Below are 19,967 nucleotides of genomic sequence, written 5' to 3' on the forward strand. Positions count from 1 at the left end.
TATAGCGTTTTTTTTCTATTTATACCAGTCTATAATCCGCTGTGTGCCGCTTTCGGCAAAGCCTCGGTTTTCAAGTTCTTCGTACAGTTTCAAAACGGTATCCAAAACCGGTAATTTTTTGTTTTGTTCGCTCATAACGCTTTGTCCGATTTTCATATCTTTTATAAAGTGTTTGATAAAAAAACCGGGTGCAAAATCGTTTTGAAGCATTTTGGGCACATTGTAATCCATTTGCCAACTTCCCGCCGCTCCTTTTGCAATGGCTTGTAAAATAATTTCCGCATTCAAGTTGTTTTGCAATGCATAAGCCGCTGCTTCGGCACAACCTGCAATCGTCCCGGCTATAGCTATTTGATTGCATGCCTTACAATGCTGACCGCTTCCGGCAGGTCCTATATGAGTAATTGTTTTTCCCATAATTTGGAAGAGGGGCAACAGTTCCGCAAAGTCTTCTTTATCGGCACCGACCATTATCGAAAGGGTTGCATTTTGCGCTCCCGTGTCACCTCCGGAAACGGGGGCATCGGCAACGCGGAATTTTTTATGCGCAAATTCTGCAGAATGTGCGGTATCGTACAAGCGCTTTGCCAAAACGGGGGAGGATGTGGTCATATCGACTAAAAAAGCTCCCGTTCCGGCATGGCGGAAAATGCCTTTTTCTCCCAAATATACTTGTTCGACATCGGAAGGATAACCGACAATCGTAAACACCGCCTGCGCCCCTTGTACGCATTCGGCTATTGTTGCGGCGGGTTCTATACCGTACTGCTTTAAGGCTTCACATTTTGCCGGGCTGCGGTTGTATATTTTTACCTTGTGTCCCGCCTGTGCCAGATGACGCGCCATTGAAGAGCCCATAACGCCGGCTCCTATCCATGCTATATTCATATCCTGCTCCAAAAACTGAACTTCAGTGCATACTCGATTTTGAATTTCGAGCCGCACTGTTCTCTTAGATTATCTTTTTTATTAAGAATTTACAATATTGACCGGAGTCCCTTTTAAAAAATGCTTTAAGTTATCAACGGCAATATTCATTAAACGCTGCCGTGACTCTTTCGGTGCCCAAGCGATATGCGGTGTGATAATACAATTTTTTGCTTTTAAAAGCGGATTTGTTTTTAAAATCGGTTCACTTGAAACGACATCGGCTGCATAATAATAAACCTTACCGCTGTTGAGCGCTTCAGCCATATCATCTTCTTTAACCAAGGGGCCGCGTGATGTATTAATGATAATGACATTGTTTTTCATTTTTTCTATGCTGTGTCGGTTTATCATTCCCTCGGTCGACGGGAACAGCGGAACATGCAGAGAAATTACATCGGACTGCTTATAGAGTGTTTCAAGAGGAACATAAGAAGCCAATTTTCGCCCCTCATCGCTTTTATATTCATCATAGGCGATAACATTCATACCAAGTGCTTGCGCTATTTTTGCCGTACTTTGTCCGATACGGCCGAAACCGATTACTCCTAAGGTTTTACCGGCAAGTTCAATCAGCGGGTAGTCCCAAAAACACCAATCGGGATTGGAAGTCCAGCGCCCTTCATACACTGCTGTGCAATGATGTGCAACATGGTGACAGATTTCCAGTAAGAGTGCAAAGACATATTGCGAAACGGCTTGTGTTCCGTAAGTGGGAATATTTGAAACTATAATATTCTTTTCTTTAGCTGCCTGAACATCTATGACATTATAACCGGTTGCGAGCACACCGATGAATTTCAAATGCGGACATGCATGTATCGTTTGTTTTGTAATCGGTGTTTTGTTTGTATATACATAAGCGGCGTTGCCGATACGTTCAATTATTTTATCGGCAGGGGTTCGGTCGTAGACGGTTAAATCTCCAAGCTGTCCTAATTCGTCCCAAGATAAATCTCCCGGATTTTCGGTATATCCGTCCAATACAACAATTTTTTCCATTTTTTTTCCTCAAAACAGTATACAGATTTTTATTTTTCGATAAAGGAGGGAAGGGGCTGTTTCGAAAGTCTCTGAGCTGTTCGTCAGCCCCTTTTTTAAGTAAAAATAATTTTTACTTTGATAAAAACTCCTTCATTGCCGCCCCTTGTTGGTTTATAAAATTATTATACACCTTTATTTGGTCTCCGAAACAAATATCTTTTACGCCTAAATCAAGATAATATTGCACGTCCTCAATTTTTCCGTAAATTTCACAGCGCGGCCGCACTCCGTGTTTTAGTGCGGTTTCAATCATTTTACGCTCTGCAGCCTTGCATTCTTCCTTAAAGTCGGCAACATTGTATCCGTTGCTCATAGAAAAATCGGAAGGTCCGAATTGAACCATATCCACACCTTTTACGGAACAGATTTCTTCAATATTGTCCATAGCTTCTTTTTTTTCAATCATAAAGGCTAAAACAATATCGTTTACCCGTTCCAAATGATCCATTTGTTTAAGGAAGGGCTGGTAACCGATAAATCTTCGGTTCGGATATCCGAAGCGGCCGCCTGAAACGACGGAATCTCCTTTCATAATTTTAACGGCTTCCCGAACTTCATCGGCGGTATGTACATCCGTAAACAAAATAGCTTGAAATCCCGAAGCCGCCGCCTTTTGTGCAACATATCCGGCATTTTGAAAGTCTACCTTTATCATTGTTCCCATATTGGAAAGTTCTGCCGCTCGTGCAATGTTTTCCAAATCGTATTGCGTAAAGGGGGAATATTCGGCAACATATTCGATATAATCAAAATTACCGCTGTTTCCTACCAATTCAACTAAAAAAGGCCATGTTGTAGACATTCGTGTGCCTAATGTTTTTTCTCCCGAACGAATGGCATCTCGTAACCGATTGTTTTTCATAACCGTCTCCTATAAAAGTTTTGTAAAGAATTAATTCGCAGTCCTCGTTTGAGAACCGAAGATTTTTTTGTTTTCCCTGTTTAATCATATACGCCTTTGAGGATTTCCGCAATCATTAGAGCGTCCGTAGTTTTTTTTATCATGTTTTGACGTTTTTTTTCCGCTTCGGTTATTCTTTTTACATTATCTAAGATTGATGTAACCATTTCCGAAGAGAATTTTACGGCACCGTTTTCATCCATATGAATTATATCTTTTGGCATTACATGCATACCGCAAATGTTAACGGGAACATTGATGGCTTCAATTGCAAAAGGACCATGTCCGGCAGTTACACCTGTAAGCATATATTGAACATTGAGGGCTCGTATTTCATCAACATCCCGTGATGGTCCATCGCTTAAAACTCCTACTACTCCCATTGATTTAAAAGCTGTTAACATATTTCCTCCCAATAAACCGTTTCTTTTTTTTATTTTAGGAGGGAAATTTTGTTTTACAGCCAAAACAATGGGATCTTTTATCTTATCCAATGCCAATAACAAATCTTTAAAGGTTAAGCGTTCATAAAGAGGGTCAGGCATGCCATAAACTACGGTTACCACAACTCCTGCTTTAGGCCCGAGATTTGGGAACATACATTTCAATGTCTGATTTGTGTACCAATGTCCGTTCCATGGATGATATTGTCCTAAACAAGTGTCGTGCTTTTGCGGATAAGTTGCAATAGCATTCGTAATACTTGGTGTGTCGTATTTTTCTAATTCTTTTAACAAATCTTTCATGATTTAATTTTCCCTGTGTAAAAAGTTGGCTTTTTTCATTTGTTCCTTCATAAGGTTAAGGATTGATTCATCTGAAGGCAAACTGGGACGATAGGGAAGTCCAACATCCTGGCCATTTAAATTTGCATAATCTTTTGTTCCGACAGGAAAACTTGCTTTATCCAGCATCAGTCTGAGAGGATTTAATGTGCGCTGAAACTCTAAAGCGCGCTTAATATTTCCTTTGATATATGAACGATAAATATTGCAAACTAATTCTGGAAATATGTTTGCCATTGTAGCAACGGCTCCATGTCCGCCGTGTACAAGTGTTCCATATATTAAAGTATCTTTACCGCCAAGGACTTTAAAGGAAGTATTTATAGTTCTTCTTATTAGTTCGCTGGTAAGTGTCATATCGCCGCTTGAATCTTTAATTCCGACAATATTTTCATGTTTTTCGACTAATTTTACAACTAGATCTGCTGTTAAACTATAACCGATACGACCGGGATTATTATAAAGCAGCATGTGTTTTCCATCTATTGCCTGTGCAATAGCAGAAAAATGATTTAATAATTCGTTTTCATTGGGTCTTAAAAACATAGGTTGTAAAATTGAAACTGCACATGCACCAAGTGAAAAAGCATTTTGTGCTAGCTTAATACATTTTTTTGTACTGATAGCACCTATTCCAAAATATACCGGTACGCGTTTTTTTGTTTGATCAACAATAATTTTTAGACCTTTGTATTGTTCTTCTTCTTCAATAGCATAAAATTCCCCATTGCTTCCAAAAGCCAAGATTCCTTCAACACCGCCTTCAATGATAAAATCAACTTGTTTTCTTAGTTTGAACTCATCGATTTTTTCGTTTTCATCAATTGGAGTTAGTATTGGAGGAATAATACCCTTAATATACTCAGTTTGCATTTTTTCTCCAAAATTAAATTGTACCGTCCCAAGTCGATACTTTAGTTACCTTACGTTCGATATCATCGAACCAACGGCTTGTAACGGTTTTTGTTTCTGTAAAGAATTTATAACCGTCTTTTCCCAAACAGTGTAAATCACCGATAAAAGAATCTTTATGGCCTGAAAACGGGAACATTCCGACCGGCACAGGAATGGCAACATTCACGCCAACCATACCTCCGTCCGTGTGTCGGGCAAATTCACGAGCGTAATATCCGCTTTGTGTAAAAATAGCCGACCCGTTGGCAAATCTGTTTCCGTTCATTACCTGAAGTCCTTCTTCAAAAGAATTTACTCTTTTTATACAAAGTACCGGTCCGAAAATCTCTGACTGTCCGACAGTCATTTCCGAAGAAACATAATCTAAAATTGTCGGACCTAAATAAAATCCGTTTTCAAAACCTTTCGGATAACATTCCCGCCCATCCAGCACAAGTTTTGCTCCTTCTTGAATTCCTTTATTTATCCAATCAATAATTGATTGACGGTGTTTAGCGCTTATTACAGGTCCCATGTCCGTACTTTTGTCATATCCGGGGCCGATCTTTAGATTTTTTGCCAATTCAACCAATTCAGATACTAAAGCATCTGCAACGGCATTATGTACAACTATTACAGGCAGAGCCATACAGCGTTCACCGGCACAACCGTATGCAGCATTAATAATAGCAGCGGCTGTACGTTTTACAGGTACATCATCCATAATCAAAGCATGGTTTTTAGCTTCACCTTGAACTTGAACTCTTTTTCCTGCTTGGGCAGCAACCGAATACACATGTTTTCCTACATCTGTTGTGCCGACAAAAGAAATGCCTTTTATTCTTGCATCGGTTAATAATATTTCAGCTTCCGTTCTCGAGCAAGTAACAATATTTAAAACTCCGTCTGGCAATCCTGCTTCTTTATACAATTCGGCAAAACGAAGAGCACTTAATGGTGTAGTAGAAGATGCTTTAATAACAATTGTATTACCACATGCAATACAAATCGGTGTCATCCAGCCCATAGGAATCATGGACGGAAAATTAAAAGGTGAAATTCCCGCAAAGACTCCCAACGGCTGACGATAAGATACTGTATCAAATCCGGAAGAAGTATCCATTAAACTTTCACCCATCATTAACGAAGGTGCGGCAATGGCCTGTTCGGTTCCTTCTTTTGCCTTTAAAACGTCCCCTTCGGCCTCAAACCAGTTTTTTCCGTTTTCAAGTGCAACTAAATGTGTCAATTCTTCCATATTTTGAATAATCAAATCACGAAGTTTATATAATATCTGTGTTCGTTTTAAAACAGGTGTTGCCGACCATCCTTTATATGCAGCATGAGCAGCAGATATGGCCATTTCTATTTCTTCTTTCGTACACTGGGGAATTCGCGAAATAATTTCACCTGTGCTCGGATTATACTGATCATTATACTTATCTGTCTTTGAATCAATAAATGTACCGTTAATAAACGGTTTAACTGTTTGTAGTTCTTTCATAAAATCTCCATCAATATTCTTGTGTTTTGGAAACACACACTAAAAATTAATTCGGCTGTACAATCGGAAATTTTGGTGTGCGCCCGTTAAAAACATCATCCACAGCGACGGCACAGGACATAGCCATTGCCTCGGCTGCTTCATCCGTCAGTGCTGCGTTATGGGGAGTTAAAACAATATTTTCAAGATTTAACAACGGATTATCCGTTTCAGGAGGTTCTTTTGAGAATACATCTAAGCCAGCGGATTTAACTTTACCGTTTTTTAATGCCTCTGCAAGATCATGTTCATTAACTATTCCGCCTCTTGCACAATTCACAATAATAACACCGTCTTTCATTAATTTTATTGAATTTTTATTAATTAGGTTATTTGTTTCCGGTGTAAGAGGAACATGTAAGGTAATAATATCGGCTTCTTTATAAACATCTTCAAGAGTGTTTTTCCATTCAACAAAATCCGGCACAATAGAAGGTTTGCAAATGTCAAATGCAAGAATTTTCATGCCAAAACCTTTTACTGCAATTTCTGCAACCTTACTTCCTATAGCTCCTATTCCGATAAGTCCCAGTTTTTTACCTGAAATCTCTGTTCCGTGAACCTTGTTTCTGATTGCAAAGTTTCCTTTACGTATTTCATCATGGAATGTGGGCAAAAGATTTGCTGCGGCAAGGATAAGTGTAATTGTATGTTCAGCAACAGATGTAACGTTTGCCCCTTTTGCGATAGTGACCCAAAGATTTTGCTTTTTTGCTTGTTCCAAAGGAAGGTTATCTACACCGACACCATGGCGAGCTATAATTTTGAGCTTTGTGCCGGCTTTTATAACATTTTCGGAATATAATGCCGTTCGAGCAATCAGTGCATCCGCCGAAGGGATTTCCTTCAATAAAGTTTCTTCATCAAATCCCGGCCCAACTTGAATCTCATATCCTTTTTGTAAAAGGAAATCTTTTGCTTTAGGATGAATATCTTGCGGAATTAAAATCTTGTACATACTTACCTCTGAAATTATTTCTTTTTATATGATGCTTTAAGTTCATCACTTATATCCATATAGATTTTTTCCTGTTTTTTCAAAAACTCAACAGTTTCTTTTGTGTTTTTGTATAAGGGAACTTGTGAAAAAGCTTGTGAAATTTGTTCTTGATATTCTTTATTTTTTGTAACAATATTTTCGCAGGCTTTACTCATTTTTTCAATTATTCGCGGATCTGTGCCCTTTACTGCATAGAGTACATATACCGGATCAAATTCGCCATTTACATCTTGTTCTTTTACTGTCGGGTATTGAGATAATGTAGGATGACGCTGTGATGCACAATTTCCAAGTACTTTGAATTCACCGGTTTTAATATAATCGGCTACATTGGGCATGCCGGCTAAAATAATATCTAAGTGACCTCCTTTTAAACCTACAACACGATCTGCAGCCGACCCGGATGATACCAGATTAAATTCTGCACCGGCTTTTTGAAAAACGACAGCCATATAGTTTGATGTTGCACCGGGATTAACACCGAAGCGATATTTACCGGGATTTTTTTTTGTTTCTTCAATCATACCTTGTATATCATTTGCAGGAAAATTTGATCTGACAGTAACAAATTCACCGGTTCCTTGTCCGAATGCACATACAGGATCTAAATCTGACCAACCTTTTTCGGTAATACCGAAAGCTTTTGCCGTATGTAAGGGAACATGATTCATATAAAACCTGTATCCGTCATTTGGGGAATTTACAACTTCTTCTGTTGCGATAGAACCTCCCGCACCGGTAATATTTGTAACAACAACGACAACTCCTATTTCATCTTTTAAGTATTTCGCTAATGTACGCGCATTAAAATCGGAATCTCCACCCGCAGACATACCACATACAAGTTGCACGGATTTTTTAGGCCAATCGAGTTTAGTGGTTTCTTTTGTTTTGTTAGAACAGGCTCCTAAAACGATGACAATCATAAAAAATACTCCGAATAAAATTCGCAATTTTTTTTCCATTTTTTTCCTCCTAAAGAATGATTATTTAAAAGTGTGCTTTAACACTTATTAAATCTTTTAATTTGCTTGTATATCGAAAAACAAAGGAATAAAAACGTTACAATGATAAATGTTCCAGAAATAGGTCTTAGTAAAAATGGGATAAATAAATCATTTGTCATAGAAAGGCCTCTCCTTAAATTTGTTTCAAGTGTTCCACCTAAAATAAATCCCAAAACTATCGGCGGTAGCGGAAAATTAAGTTTACTTAAAAAATTGCCTAAAATTCCAAAAAAGATAATTGCACCTATATCAAAAACTCTGTTATTTGTTCCAAATGCACCTATAACGCATAAAACTACGATTAGCGGCATCAATATATTTTTGGGAATTTTTAAAACTTTTATAAAAGCTCGTATCCCTAATGTTTCGACGATAAGCATTAAGAAACTTGCAATCAACATAAAAATAAAGATTGCATACATTAAATCACCGTGAGTTTCAAATATCAGCGGTCCGGGAATGATTCCGTGTATCATTAATCCTCCTAATACCATTGCGGTTGTCGTATCTCCTGGTATTCCGAGTGTTAATAAGGGAATCATCGCACCGCCGATTGTGGCATTATTTGCTGTTTCCGATGCTATTAAACCGGTTATTTCTCCTTTTCCAAATCGTTCCGGGTTTTTTGATTGAGACTTTGCTACCGTATATGCAATCAAGTTTGAAGTTCCGCCTCCAATCCCTGGTAGAATTCCTATACCGAGTCCGATAGCTGCCGATCGTAATATATTACCCGTTTGTTTAAAAAAATCTGGCAGGGTAATACCAAATCCTTTCATTTTTACTGCAGGTATATCGATAGGTTGGGTTTGATTAATATCCGCACAGGTTGTTAAAACTTCTGAAACGGCATATAAGCCTACTAAAACCGTTAAGATATTGAACCCCGATTTCAACGTTGTTGTTTCCAGAGTAAAACGCGGCATACCGACCACGGGATCCATACCGATTGTTGATAAGATGAGGCCTAAAACTCCAGTTATCAAACCTTTAATCATATTTTCAGATGAAAGAACAATGATTAATACAACGGAGAAAAGAGCAACAGCAAAGTATTCTTGAGGACCGAATTTAATTGCCAGTGAAGCGAGTATGGGTGAAATATAAATCAGGGCTACAATTCCCAATAAAGTGCCGATGAACGAAAACAAGATTCCGACTCCCAACGCTTTGTCTGCTTTCCCTTGTAATGCAAGCGGTCTTCCATCGAAGCAGGTTGCAACGGAAGAGGGTGTTCCCGGTATGTTAAGCAAAATAGCAGAAATTAGTCCTCCTGAAATGCCTCCGATATATAAACCAATCATTGTGGCCATCCCCTTAACAGCCGTCAAACTGTAAGTAATGGGCAAAAAGATTGCTATTGCCATAGTGGCAGATAAACCGGGAATTGCTCCAAAAATAATTCCGACAACAACACCTATGAAAATCCAAATTAAGCTTATCGGATCGTTGAAAATTACGGAAAGGCCTGAAAAAAACATTTAAAGATCCTCCTAAAAATTCAGAATACCGTTCGGGAGAACCAAGGTAAAAAAACGAGTAAAAGTCAAATAGAGTATCAAGGTAGATAAAATTGAAATAAATAAAAAAATACCGATGCGTTTTACGCTATATTCTTTACGGGGTGTCAAAATTAATATCTGACAAAAAATGTATAAAGCTGTCATAAGCGGAAAACCTATGAAACGTATTAAGGCAATATACAAAATTAATATAGAAATAGTTAAAACTATACGAATTTTTCCTCCCCGGTCGACTTGTGATTCATTGGCTTTTACTGTTTGGTCTTTGTTATTTTTCTTGGTAAGGTCTTTAATTATCAAACAAACATTTAAAAGAATCAAAAAAAATGCTAACAGGCGCGGAAAAAAAGTGGAATTGATAAATTTATCTTCCAAAATTTTAATATGATAAGATAAATAATAATAAACACTTGCAAAAGAGATGATAATAAGTGCTGTTATTGTATCTTTATATTTATTAAAAACTTGTTTCACATAGAACCTCAGATAAATTATAGTAAAAAATCATTGTAATAAATGCTTTATTTTTTAAAATAAAGCAAAATCAGCACAACAAAAATCAATAGCTCCTTTTTTAATTGTCATAACAGGCACTATAAGCTTTTCAGCTTTGTATGACTCTTGTACAAAATCCAAGTGTGTGTGTGTGTAATTTTTTATCTTGAAAATCGTTATATCAGCCTGCATTCCGCTTTTTAGCTCTCCTATTTTTCCATCCATTTTCATCAATCGTGCAGGGGTAGCAGTTACGGCTCGAATAATATTTGACAAGGGCATTCCCAGTGACAAATACTTGGACATGACAAAAGGCAAACTTTTTGCATAAGGAGAAAAATTAATTTTATCCATCGTCAAATCCGAACTGATTATATCCGGATAAAAATTTTGCTCTAAAGCGGCTTGACAAACTTTAATAGAGAAATTTCCCATTCCGTTGCTTGAATCAAAAACAACGCCGCGTTTTCTTGCATCAAGTATCGCTGATTTTATTTTGCCGTTTGCAGTTAAAATGGTATTTCCTCTCCCGTGATAGCAATGACAAAAAATATCATTAGGCCTAAGTGTATCGGCTATCTCTGCCATATCACAAGGAGGATCGGTCGTATGAACACAAACCTGTGTATTTATACTCCGGGCAATATCTACAACATCTTGCAGAGAACTAAGATCATCGGCAATTCCGTTACTTAGACGGATTTTTAAACCTAAAAGGTTGTCGAAGAACTCTTTAAACAATCTTTTTATTTCTTCAATTTTATAAAATTGTTTATTAAAGATTTCTCTGATATTGTCATCTATTTGCCCGGATCCGTAAACATTGAGGTAGGTTTTAATATCAAGAATACTCAAATCTACAATAGAGCTTTTAAAGATTCGGAAATTCGCACATCCAGAAGTTCCTGCATCAACAGCAGAGGTGACTCCTGTTGATAGCAATATGTCGGGATTAATAGCAAGTCCCGATCCTTTATAAAAAACATGACAGTGAAAGTCTATCCAGCCGGGACTGACAAAGTATTCTTCGGCATTAATCTCTTTGACAATAGAATTATTTTTTTGTGATATATCAATTAATATTCCATCTTCAATTAGAATATCTTGTTTTGTAAGCTCATTAGTCAAGGGATTAATAACGGTTCCATTTTTTATTAAAAGCTGTCTTTTCATAATGAACCATACCTTTCTTATTATAAAAAGTTTGACTAAATGATACCTATTAAATAAAGTATATATGCTAAGCCGAAAGAAATAAGTGGTATAAGACACTGTGAAACAAAGGTATATTTATAGGTATTTACCATTTCCGTATTGGCGACACTGTTAGCCAATACAACACCCGAAGCATGCGGCATCGCATCAAGCCCCGCAGAAGCAATTGCGGTCATACGGTGCAAAACGGATGGATTTATACCGGTATTTAAAAAATGTTGTCCGAGAGTTTCCATAAATATCCTTAATCCGCCGGAAGACGAACCGGTAATGGCGCAAATAACATTTATGGAAATAAAAGCCAGCAGCAGAGGACTTAGAGGTAAGCTCAACAACCAATTAACAGTTGTTTTAAATGCAGGCGCCGCTTGTACAACTCCGCCAAATCCCATAATTGACGAGGTTATCATTAATGCGGCAAGGCCGTTTGCACATCCGGATCCAAAAACATTGTTGATATTAAATCTTTTACGGAATAAAATCGCTGCAATCAAAATAGCCAATGTCATTCCAATGACGGCAATAAAGGTGGCTTTTAATGTGGGAAAAACCGATTGAATAACAAAAATAGAACCAAGTAAAATAATTAGAGGTAAAAAAGCCAGCCATGTTTTAGGCATATCTACGTGTTCTTCTTTGACAACCAAATCATTGGAACCGGGTTGAAAATGCATTCCTTTTGCTTTACAGCGTTTTGCTACGTAATTGTAAAAGAAGAAGTCCATAACAAAGATGAAAACGGAACAAACGGTAGCCATAATGGGGGCGGCATAAATAGTTGTTCCGAATGTTTCTGTCGGAATAAGATTCTGTACCGATGGAACTCCCGGGCCTACGGACATACCTACTGTTGCAGGTAAAGCAAGCAATAAGCCCGGGAAAATTTCTTTAGGCAAGTCAGCTTCTTTAAACATGGCAATACAAATGGGGTACATTGTAAAAGCAATAACAAAAACTCCGATACCGCCGTATGATAAAACAAGTGTTGTTATTAGAATTGCTAGAATAACGTTTTGTTTACCGATTTTCTTTACAACGGCTGTTGCAATTGCAAGAGAGGCATGGCTGTCTTGCATTATTTTACCGAAAATTGCTCCTAAAACAAACATAAGCATCCATGAGCCTGCGAAATTTTTAAAAGAATTGGCAAAGCTTACTGAAAAAGCTTCCCAAACATCCATTCGGCTGGTTAAAATGACAAGTAGGGATGAAACAATGGCAACAATAGTCATATGCCATCCTTTAAAAATCATCCAAACGACGAGAACAACTGCTAAGATAATTCCAATAGCTCCTAACATAAACACACTCCTTTTCGCATACTAGTCACCAACAATCATAGAAATAAACTATTCTTATGCGTTCAATTCTACTTCAAGTTTTTTTACCTGTCAAGAAAAATTTCAATATAAGAAATTTTATTTCAATTAATGAAATGTAAAAAAGAGTATGCAATAAAATTCATATAAGGATAGTTATTCAGTGTAAAGGAGAAAGAAATAATTATTTTACTTTTTATATTTTGATTATCAAATTAAAGATATAGAATGACCTTTGAGAAACGAAAGTGCATCACACAATGTACCGGCAATGCAGTCTGCCGTTCGATGTAGGGGAGATAAAAATTTCAAAGCAAAATCATCCGATGTGTTTTCCGTTTTTTTATAAAAACAACTAATGGCAGCAATGGTTTTGCCTTCCGGACTTTTAATAGGAACGGAAATACACTCAAAACCGATCTCGCATTCTTGCCTGTCACGTGCAAAACCTTCTTTTTTTACTTTTTCAATTTCTTCTCTTAAATATGCTTCATTTGTAATCGAGTATTCGGTTATACGAATCAACCCTTTGTTTTTGATATAGGTATCGAGTTCCTGTTCCGTAAATGTTGATAAAAATATTTTACCGGAACCTGAGGTATGTAAAGGCGCTTTTTTCCCGACATGCTTTAATGATGACAATCCGCCGTCGAAATCATAGACTGTATCTATGTAAATGGATTCCAATCCGGAAAGAGCGACTATACAAACACCAACATTATTTTCTTCACTCATAATACGCAAATAAGGATTGATCATAACCCGTAACTTTTCTATTGAAAATAGAGGTGCAATTAATTTTTGTACTTTGTAAGTTAATGCATAACCAAGTGTTTCATTATCTTGATAGACATAGCCGGCGGCAATAAATGAGTTTAAAAACCTAAGAATGGTTGATTGAGAAATTTTTAGAAGTCGGGCTATTTCAGATAGTTTAACCGGTTGTATATATTTTGACAATAATTCAAGAACCTGAAAAGCTTTGATAGTGGAATGATTTAAATATTGTTCATGCATAAAATTTCCTTTTTTATTTTTCATAATCTGATATTAAAACTCGGCATTATGTATTAGGTTGATTATGTATAATATCACAGAATATTGGAGCTTTACAAGGAAAATTAAAAATAAAATCTGACTAATTGCTTTTACATTATCTAAGATTTAAAAAATCGATATTTTTAAATCTTACCTCTTGTAAAAAATGCCGATGCTTTGTATTATAGAAACAATATAGAAACAAACCCGCGAGGAGGATGAAATGAAAAAAGCGATTTTATTGGCGGCGGTTTTTATGGTATTCGCTGCCTCACTGTTCGGCGCGGAGGGAGTGGATAATTCCGTAACATATCGGAATATAAAGGTCTATAAAGTGTACGCACATCCTGAAGCCTATGTTGTTATGTATTATACGAACGGCATGGATTTGGGACAGGTGACTTTGCCTACAAAATGGTTTAAGTCCGGTGCGGGAAAGGGTATTTTGAATACTTTTAACGCCGAATTCACACCTTATATGACATTGCAGTATAAAGAAGGAACATTTACAAAGGTTGTCTTAAATATGCCTTCAATGTCCAACGGTTTGGTTTGGGAACATTTAAACCAAACGGTGGATATCAGTGCCGGCAAACAAAAAGATACCTTAACTTTGGAATAAAGCATATCCTCAGGAAATCGTTTTTTAGGGGAATGTCGTTTGTTCCGTATTTTTTCGGCGTTCCCCGCTTGTCGATAGCGGCGCAAAGCTGTCCGAGAGGTTTTTTATGTTAAAATTGTGTGATACGGAGTTTAAACTCTTTTATGATTTTATATCTGTGCGCGAACATTTTGCGGTTGTAGGTCATAAAGAACCTGACGGAGATTCGATTTCCAGTTCTTTGGTCATTGCGGATCTTTTAAAGAAGATGGGCAAGCACTGCCAAGTTTTGTGTGCCGGTCCATTTAAACGCTGTGAAACCAAAAAATACGAAAAACTGTTTTTATCGGAATACACGCCGCCGGCACAAAAAGAAAAAACAGGTTTATTCATTGTCGATTGTTCTCAACGTTCCAGATTAGGCGAACTTATCGAAAAACAAGTGAGCGAATTGGATGCCTTTGTTATCGATCATCATAAAACGTCCGTTCTCGATGATAAAAATCATATTATCGACTCGACAGCCCCTGCTACGGTTTGCATTATTCAACAGCTATATGAACATTTTTTTGGAGAACCGTCAAAAGAAATAGCCGAATTGTTATTTTTCGGCTTGAGCACCGATACCGGGTTTTTTCGTTTTTTGGATAATAAAAGTTCCGATGTGTTTTACAGCGCAGGCAGGCTTGTAAAAGCGGGGGTCGATCCGCGCCGTGCCTACGAGCACATGAATAATAATAAACCTTTTATGACAAGAAAACTTTTATCGGTCGCATTGGATCGTATCGGCGTCCATTGCGGAGGAAAGTTTTTGACGACATATGAAACGATTGAGGATACACAAAAATACGGCCGCGACGGCAGAGATACCGATATGCTTTATCAAATATTGATGGCAACCGAGCGTGTGCGTGCGGTTGCGGTATTCCGTCAGGAAAGCGAAACAAATTGTACCGTCGGTTTACGTTCGAACGGAGACTTTGATGTCAGTGCCATCGCTGCACGTTTCGGCGGCGGCGGACATAAAAATGCTGCGGGATTGAGTACCGAAGGGTCTTTGGATGTTATTATGCAAAAAATTATTGCAGAATTTGAAAAAATATTTAAAAAATAATTCGTTTTATACCCGCCCAAAGAACCGTTTTGCCTTTTTTCAAAGAAAAACACTGTAAATTTCCGATTTTTTTTGAACCGGTATTTTTATATTTTGCTATAATATAACAAGATAACGTTTTTTTAGCGTTTTTTTTATATTTGGCACAATACCTGCTTACAAAATCATAGACTTTTGTGAAGGAGGATAAGGTGCAAAATATTAATGAAATTTACGCACAGATTTTTCGTAAAGAAATATCTTTAAAAGAAGGCGTTAAACGGATAATCGCCTATATTTATAACGAACCGGCCCTTTTCGGCTTAGCTCATATCGATCCCGATCTAAAAAGCGATATTATTGTACGGCTGTTGGAAAAAATGCCCAGATATATTGCGAATTATTCCAGTACAAAGGCGTTTTTTTCGACATACATAGTTACCATTATTCTTAATTTGTTAAAGTCGGAGTACAGGGATTTGTACCGAAAAAAAGCTCACGAATCTTCAATTATGTATTATTTGAGTGAAAAAAACATGACAGGCTCCGACGTACTTGAAGACAGTGCATATAGCGACGAACAATACGATTCTTATACTTTTCCGGTAAATAAAAAAGAAGGGAAAAAACAGGGTTTGAAGCCGAAACATATGTTGATTTTGGCCCTTAAAGCATGTTATTATTTAAATGAAAGTCAAATTCACCGTTTGGCAAAAATGACCGGTTATACCGAAGACGAAATTTTGCATTATAAATCCGAGTTGGAAAAATCCATTCAAAAAAGGATAAAATATTCGGAAGAAATTCAATACAGATTAAATAACAGCTATATGCTAAAAAATCGTTGTTTTTTACAGCTTATGTCACTGCCTCCCGACTCTGTCCTTTTTGACTATGTTACAAAACGTCATATGCATTATAAACAAAGCTGGTATAAGGGACTGCGCATGTACAGTCACGCTTGTTTTGTACGTCCGACAAACAAAGAAATTGCACGGGTACTTAACATGAAACAGCATCAAGTATATCAAGCTTTACGTTATATACGGGAGCTTGCCGACAAAACTAAGGTTTCCGGCTGCCTCACATAAAAAGGCGAATAAATACGTGCAATCCCCGCTTGACATCATGCTTTTTTTTTGATACGTTTTTCTTATGACTATCAGTATGCAGTTGCTTCTATACGAATTTTTCTCAAAATGCCGAAACGGCGCGGATACTGTGTAGTTATTATACATGCGGTATTATCAGCCTGCTGCCTTTCGGCGGCAGGCTTTTTTTATACCCGTAAACGTTTTATTAAGGAGGATGTATGGCAAAGTATGCCCCATTCGGAACGATACCGATACAAAATCGCTCGTGGCCCGATACCCTTATTACAAAAGCACCCGCATGGGTATCGGTAGATTTGCGCGACGGTAATCAGGCTTTGCCTGTTCCGATGAATATCGAACAAAAGTTGGATTTTTTTGATTTATTGGTAAAAACCGGCTTTAAAGAAATTGAAGTCGGGTTTCCCAGTGCTTCCGATACCGAATACCGTTTTTTGCGCCGCCTTATTGAAGAAAACCGTATTCCCGACGACGTAACCGTGCAAGTTTTGTGTCAAGCCCGCGATCATCTTATTGAAAAAACCTTTGAATGTCTTAAAGGGGTAAAAAAAGCCGTTTTTCATATATATAATTCGACCTCTCCGGCACAACGTAAATATACGTTTAATTTGGAAAAAAAAGATATTATCCGTATTGCCGTTGAGGGAGTACAGCGTGTGCAAACGTACCGGCAGCTTGTTTCCGAAAGTGAAATAATTCTCGAATATTCTCCCGAAAGTTTTTCGAACACCGAAATTGATTTTGCCCTTGAGATTTGCGAAGCGGTAAAAGATGAATGGAGAAAAACATCCTGTGCTAAGATGATTTTTAATTTACCGACTACGGTTGAATGCGCTACTGCTAATATCTTTGCGGATCAAGTCGAATACTTTTGTACGCATATAAGCGACAGAGAATCGGTTATTGTAAGCGTTCATAATCATAATGACAGAGGGTGTGCCGTTGCGTCTGCCGAGCTTGCGCTTATGGCCGGTGCCGAAAGGGTGGAAGGAACCCTTTTCGGAAACGGAGAACGTACCGGCAATGTTGATATTGTTACCTTGGCCCTTAATATGTATGTACAGGGAGTAGATCCGAAGCTTGATTTTTCAAATATCAGCGCGGTATCGCAGGCATATCGGCGGTTTACGGGAATGTCGGTTCCCCCGCGTCACCCTTATGCCGGTGAACTTGTTTTTACCGCATTCAGCGGTTCTCATCAGGATGCAATCAGAAAGGGTTTGAATGCACGGCAAAAAGCCCGCTTTGACGGGGATATCGAACCCCTGTGGGATATTCCCTACTTGCCCATAGATCCCCACGATGTAGGAAGGGAATATGAAGAAATTATCCGCGTTAACAGTCAAAGCGGTAAAGGCGGTGCTGCGTGGATACTGGAACAGCATTACGGCATTTCCGTTCCCAAAGCAATGCATCCCTGCTTGGGAGCCTTTATTACCGAAGAAGCGGATAAGCTGCAAAGAGAATTGTCGCCCCAAGAAATATTCGGTTTGTTTGCAAAGCGCTGGTTACAAAAAACGCAGCCGCTTTCGTTGCTTCGTTTTTCCGAAACCAGATCTGACGGACAAAACGGCACAACCGGACAAAATAACGAAACGCTTACATGTCGGGCGCAGATATGCTGGAAAAATCAATCCTTTTCTTTGGAGGCAAAAGGAAACGGCCCTCTCGACGCTTTTACATCCGCTTTGAAAGCGACACCCGTACCCCGATTCACTGTAAAATCCTTTCATGAACATGCGCTTGGAACGGGTTCGGGTACCGATGCGATTGCGTATATCGAACTCGAATTCGAAAACGGTACGAATTGTTGGGGCTGCGGACGCAGTCCCCATATAGGAGAAGCCGGTATTTATGCTTTGGTAAGTGCCGTCAATCAGCTTGAATTGTAGCATTCCGTTCCGGCGGCGGCATGAAGCCGTTTATAAAGCTTGTGCCGCTCGAATTCCTTGTTCGCAAAAAAGATAATCAACCCGCAAATCGTGGCTTTCCGAGGGAACGGTGCGGAGGATTTGAAAATTGCGGCACAGCCCGGCATAGACGATTTTTTGACCCCGGCATTCGGGTTCGAAAATCGTTTTATCCGTGTTTTTTTTACCGATTTCCGCAGGCCGCTTGACGGCCGAAGGGGCGAATCCGTCCGTTAAAAGTCCGCCCGCCAAAGACTTTAGGTATGCACAATACGTATCGTAATAGCCGCCGCCGCGTCCGAGCCGAGTCCCGTCTTCGCCGAACGCAAGACCGGGAACGCACACCAATAAGGGAAGGGCCGCCTTTTCGGGGTTAAAGCGTATACATAAATCGGAGGGTTCCCGTATGCCGAAAACACCCGGCGTTGTTTGCGCTTCCAAGGGAATCGAGGGTGAAAGTATAAAAAAATCCATAAAGGTATTTTTTGTTTTCGGCTGTGGTATTTGCCGCACCGGCTGTTTTGCTTTTTGTTCCGTGCATATTTTGGGTATTGCCGTTATTTTATTGTCGGCAAGGCACAGTTTTATAAAATCGTCTGTACACGCTTCATGCGGCAAAGATGCGTACAATAAAACGGATGCGGCATTGCGGTACGGAGCAAAATCCCGCAAGGATTCCAAAAAAAACGGAGAAAGATTCGGTGCTTTTTGTTCGAGCATGCGTTTTTTCATCAGCCGGCGCAAAGAAGCTTTTTGTTCGCATACTGTCATTTGTAGTTAATCCGCAAAATCAATTTTGTTCCTTTACCGGCTGCAGAGTCGATATGCATAAAGTCGGTATTCTTTTTTATGTTTGAAAGTCCCATTCCGGCTCCGTAACCCATTTCAAGGTAATCCGGCGAAGCTGTGGAAAATCCTTCTTCCATTGCCGCATCTATGTCGGGTATTCCCGGCCCCTGATCTTCCATAATAATGATAATTTCAGTATCGGTGATTTCGACATCTGCCGTTCCGCCCCCGCCGTGAACAACCATATTCATTTCGGCTTCATACATGGCAATGGATGCACGGCGGACGGCATCCGCATGTATATGTAAGGATTTTAAAGTTTTTTTTATTTCCGAAGAAGCACTGCCTGCCGCTTCCGGATTTTCGGCAGAAATATCAAAATGGTATTTCATGCTTATATGTTTCGTACACCGCCTCCGGTCAGTCCGGCATTGTACAGTTTTCCGCAGGCAATAAAAAGCGGCAGTTTTGTCGAGAGTAAAATAATATTTTGTTCTTCCGCCATTGTTATCATTTCTTGCGTAGGTTTTTTTCCCCGTACAAAACAAATACAGCCTATATCCATCAAGTTTGCGGTTCTGATAACTTGAATGTTAATAAGTCCGGTTAATAAAAGTACTTGTTCTTTGACAAAGGCCATTACATCGCTCATCAAATCGGACCCGCATGCCGAAAAAACTTCCAAATCCATGTTTTCCGCCTTACACAGGATTTCAGCGTCCAATATCTTTGCAATTGAAGTTATATTCATGCTTTATCTTAGCACAGAAT

20 protein-coding genes are annotated in these 19,967 nt (G+C 38.7%); 4 read left to right on the forward strand and 16 right to left on the reverse strand.

The features are described 5' to 3' along the window. Nucleotides 1–15: 15 nt before the first annotated feature. From H0R92_RS11340 to H0R92_RS11400, 13 genes are all read right to left on the reverse strand, one after another. On the reverse strand, nt 16–888 hold the full coding sequence (locus tag H0R92_RS11340; protein WP_432964777.1) for an NAD(P)-dependent oxidoreductase: 873 nt from the start codon (nt 886–888) through the stop codon (nt 16–18). An 81-nt stretch (nt 889–969) separates the two neighbouring features. Continuing rightward, nucleotides 970–1,929 (reverse strand): D-2-hydroxyacid dehydrogenase, encoded by a 960-nt coding sequence (locus H0R92_RS11345; protein WP_432964780.1) that lies wholly within the window; start codon nt 1,927–1,929, stop codon nt 970–972. A 112-nt stretch (nt 1,930–2,041) separates the two neighbouring features. Then, nucleotides 2,042–2,833 carry an HpcH/HpaI aldolase family protein gene (locus H0R92_RS11350; RefSeq protein ID WP_432964783.1) on the reverse strand — a complete coding sequence of 264 codons (792 nt, stop codon included), beginning with the start codon at nt 2,831–2,833 and terminating at the stop codon, nt 2,042–2,044. Between the two features lie 80 nt (nt 2,834–2,913). Beyond that, nucleotides 2,914–3,618 (reverse strand): RraA family protein, encoded by a 705-nt coding sequence (locus H0R92_RS11355; RefSeq protein ID WP_432964786.1) that lies wholly within the window; start codon nt 3,616–3,618, stop codon nt 2,914–2,916. A gap of 3 nt (nt 3,619–3,621) precedes the next feature. After that, complete coding sequence (locus tag H0R92_RS11360) at nt 3,622–4,530, reverse strand: dihydrodipicolinate synthase family protein (RefSeq protein ID WP_432964789.1); 909 nt, start codon at nt 4,528–4,530, stop codon at nt 3,622–3,624. A gap of 13 nt (nt 4,531–4,543) precedes the next feature. Continuing rightward, a complete protein-coding gene (locus H0R92_RS11365; RefSeq protein ID WP_432964792.1) occupies nt 4,544–6,055 on the reverse strand; it encodes a CoA-acylating methylmalonate-semialdehyde dehydrogenase in 1,512 nt (503 codons plus the stop codon). A 46-nt stretch (nt 6,056–6,101) separates the two neighbouring features. Beyond that, nucleotides 6,102–7,052: a hydroxyacid dehydrogenase gene (locus H0R92_RS11370; RefSeq protein WP_432964795.1), complete on the reverse strand. Its 951-nt coding sequence runs from the start codon at nt 7,050–7,052 to the stop codon at nt 6,102–6,104. Between the two features lie 14 nt (nt 7,053–7,066). Further along, a complete protein-coding gene (locus H0R92_RS11375; RefSeq protein ID WP_432964798.1) occupies nt 7,067–8,059 on the reverse strand; it encodes a tripartite tricarboxylate transporter substrate binding protein in 993 nt (330 codons plus the stop codon). Between the two features lie 38 nt (nt 8,060–8,097). Further along, complete coding sequence (locus tag H0R92_RS11380) at nt 8,098–9,582, reverse strand: tripartite tricarboxylate transporter permease (protein WP_432964801.1); 1,485 nt, start codon at nt 9,580–9,582, stop codon at nt 8,098–8,100. 12 nt (nt 9,583–9,594) lie between these two features. Beyond that, nucleotides 9,595–10,098, reverse strand: coding sequence for a tripartite tricarboxylate transporter TctB family protein (locus tag H0R92_RS11385; protein ID WP_432964804.1), 504 nt, complete (start codon nt 10,096–10,098; stop codon nt 9,595–9,597). Between the two features lie 54 nt (nt 10,099–10,152). Further along, nucleotides 10,153–11,292 (reverse strand): amidohydrolase family protein, encoded by a 1,140-nt coding sequence (locus H0R92_RS11390; protein WP_432964807.1) that lies wholly within the window; start codon nt 11,290–11,292, stop codon nt 10,153–10,155. Between the two features lie 35 nt (nt 11,293–11,327). Then, the gene (locus H0R92_RS11395; protein WP_432964810.1) at nt 11,328–12,635 is read right to left on the reverse strand and encodes a GntP family permease; all 1,308 of its coding nucleotides are present in this window, start codon (nt 12,633–12,635) and stop codon (nt 11,328–11,330) included. A 228-nt stretch (nt 12,636–12,863) separates the two neighbouring features. Beyond that, nucleotides 12,864–13,694 carry an IclR family transcriptional regulator gene (locus H0R92_RS11400; RefSeq protein WP_432964813.1) on the reverse strand — a complete coding sequence of 277 codons (831 nt, stop codon included), beginning with the start codon at nt 13,692–13,694 and terminating at the stop codon, nt 12,864–12,866. Between the two features lie 220 nt (nt 13,695–13,914). On the opposite strand from H0R92_RS11400, the gene H0R92_RS11405 reads away from it, so the two are divergent. From H0R92_RS11405 to H0R92_RS11420, 4 genes are all read left to right on the forward strand, one after another. Beyond that, nucleotides 13,915–14,313: a hypothetical protein gene (locus H0R92_RS11405; protein WP_432964816.1), complete on the forward strand. Its 399-nt coding sequence runs from the start codon at nt 13,915–13,917 to the stop codon at nt 14,311–14,313. Between the two features lie 106 nt (nt 14,314–14,419). After that, on the forward strand, nt 14,420–15,406 hold the full coding sequence (locus H0R92_RS11410; RefSeq protein ID WP_432964819.1) for a DHH family phosphoesterase: 987 nt from the start codon (nt 14,420–14,422) through the stop codon (nt 15,404–15,406). A 191-nt stretch (nt 15,407–15,597) separates the two neighbouring features. Continuing rightward, a complete protein-coding gene (locus tag H0R92_RS11415; RefSeq protein WP_432964822.1) occupies nt 15,598–16,476 on the forward strand; it encodes a hypothetical protein in 879 nt (292 codons plus the stop codon). Nucleotides 16,477–16,697: 221 nt separating this feature from the next. Continuing rightward, nucleotides 16,698–18,389 carry a 2-isopropylmalate synthase gene (locus H0R92_RS11420; protein ID WP_432964824.1) on the forward strand — a complete coding sequence of 564 codons (1,692 nt, stop codon included), beginning with the start codon at nt 16,698–16,700 and terminating at the stop codon, nt 18,387–18,389. 30 nt (nt 18,390–18,419) lie between these two features. On the opposite strand, the gene H0R92_RS11425 is transcribed toward H0R92_RS11420, so the two are convergent. Genes H0R92_RS11425 through H0R92_RS11435 form a run of 3 tightly spaced genes read right to left on the reverse strand, consistent with a single transcriptional unit; the run spans nt 18,420 to nt 19,947 of the window. After that, complete coding sequence (locus tag H0R92_RS11425) at nt 18,420–19,178, reverse strand: 5-formyltetrahydrofolate cyclo-ligase (RefSeq protein ID WP_432964827.1); 759 nt, start codon at nt 19,176–19,178, stop codon at nt 18,420–18,422. Further along, nucleotides 19,175–19,588, reverse strand: a complete 414-nt coding sequence (locus H0R92_RS11430; protein WP_432964830.1) for an ATP-binding protein — start codon at nt 19,586–19,588, stop codon at nt 19,175–19,177. The genes H0R92_RS11425 and H0R92_RS11430 overlap by 4 nt, the downstream gene beginning before the upstream one ends. 2 nt (nt 19,589–19,590) lie before the next feature. Next, on the reverse strand, nt 19,591–19,947 hold the full coding sequence (locus H0R92_RS11435; protein WP_432964833.1) for a DRTGG domain-containing protein: 357 nt from the start codon (nt 19,945–19,947) through the stop codon (nt 19,591–19,593). Nucleotides 19,948–19,967 lie beyond the last annotated feature (20 nt).

The sequence above is a fragment of the Treponema sp. OMZ 840 genome (genome assembly GCF_050937815.1).
Lineage (GTDB): Bacteria > Spirochaetota > Spirochaetia > Treponematales > Treponemataceae > Treponema_C.

Coding starts and splice junctions, on each gene's coding strand:
- H0R92_RS11420 (WP_432964824.1), top strand. CDS start 16,698: ATGGCAAAGTATGCCCCATTCGGAACGATACCGATACAAAATCGCTCG.
- H0R92_RS11370 (WP_432964795.1), bottom strand. CDS start 7,052: ATGTACAAGATTTTAATTCCGCAAGATATTCATCCTAAAGCAAAAGAT.
- H0R92_RS11405 (WP_432964816.1), top strand. CDS start 13,915: ATGAAAAAAGCGATTTTATTGGCGGCGGTTTTTATGGTATTCGCTGCC.
- H0R92_RS11390 (WP_432964807.1), bottom strand. CDS start 11,292: ATGAAAAGACAGCTTTTAATAAAAAATGGAACCGTTATTAATCCCTTG.
- H0R92_RS11360 (WP_432964789.1), bottom strand. CDS start 4,530: ATGCAAACTGAGTATATTAAGGGTATTATTCCTCCAATACTAACTCCA.
- H0R92_RS11345 (WP_432964780.1), bottom strand. CDS start 1,929: ATGGAAAAAATTGTTGTATTGGACGGATATACCGAAAATCCGGGAGAT.
- H0R92_RS11400 (WP_432964813.1), bottom strand. CDS start 13,694: ATGAAAAATAAAAAAGGAAATTTTATGCATGAACAATATTTAAATCAT.
- H0R92_RS11340 (WP_432964777.1), bottom strand. CDS start 888: ATGAATATAGCATGGATAGGAGCCGGCGTTATGGGCTCTTCAATGGCG.
- H0R92_RS11410 (WP_432964819.1), top strand. CDS start 14,420: ATGTTAAAATTGTGTGATACGGAGTTTAAACTCTTTTATGATTTTATA.
- H0R92_RS11365 (WP_432964792.1), bottom strand. CDS start 6,055: ATGAAAGAACTACAAACAGTTAAACCGTTTATTAACGGTACATTTATT.
- H0R92_RS11355 (WP_432964786.1), bottom strand. CDS start 3,618: ATGAAAGATTTGTTAAAAGAATTAGAAAAATACGACACACCAAGTATT.
- H0R92_RS11380 (WP_432964801.1), bottom strand. CDS start 9,582: ATGTTTTTTTCAGGCCTTTCCGTAATTTTCAACGATCCGATAAGCTTA.
- H0R92_RS11375 (WP_432964798.1), bottom strand. CDS start 8,059: ATGGAAAAAAAATTGCGAATTTTATTCGGAGTATTTTTTATGATTGTC.
- H0R92_RS11350 (WP_432964783.1), bottom strand. CDS start 2,833: ATGAAAAACAATCGGTTACGAGATGCCATTCGTTCGGGAGAAAAAACA.
- H0R92_RS11430 (WP_432964830.1), bottom strand. CDS start 19,588: ATGAAATACCATTTTGATATTTCTGCCGAAAATCCGGAAGCGGCAGGC.
- H0R92_RS11395 (WP_432964810.1), bottom strand. CDS start 12,635: ATGTTAGGAGCTATTGGAATTATCTTAGCAGTTGTTCTCGTCGTTTGG.
- H0R92_RS11435 (WP_432964833.1), bottom strand. CDS start 19,947: ATGAATATAACTTCAATTGCAAAGATATTGGACGCTGAAATCCTGTGT.
- H0R92_RS11425 (WP_432964827.1), bottom strand. CDS start 19,178: ATGACAGTATGCGAACAAAAAGCTTCTTTGCGCCGGCTGATGAAAAAA.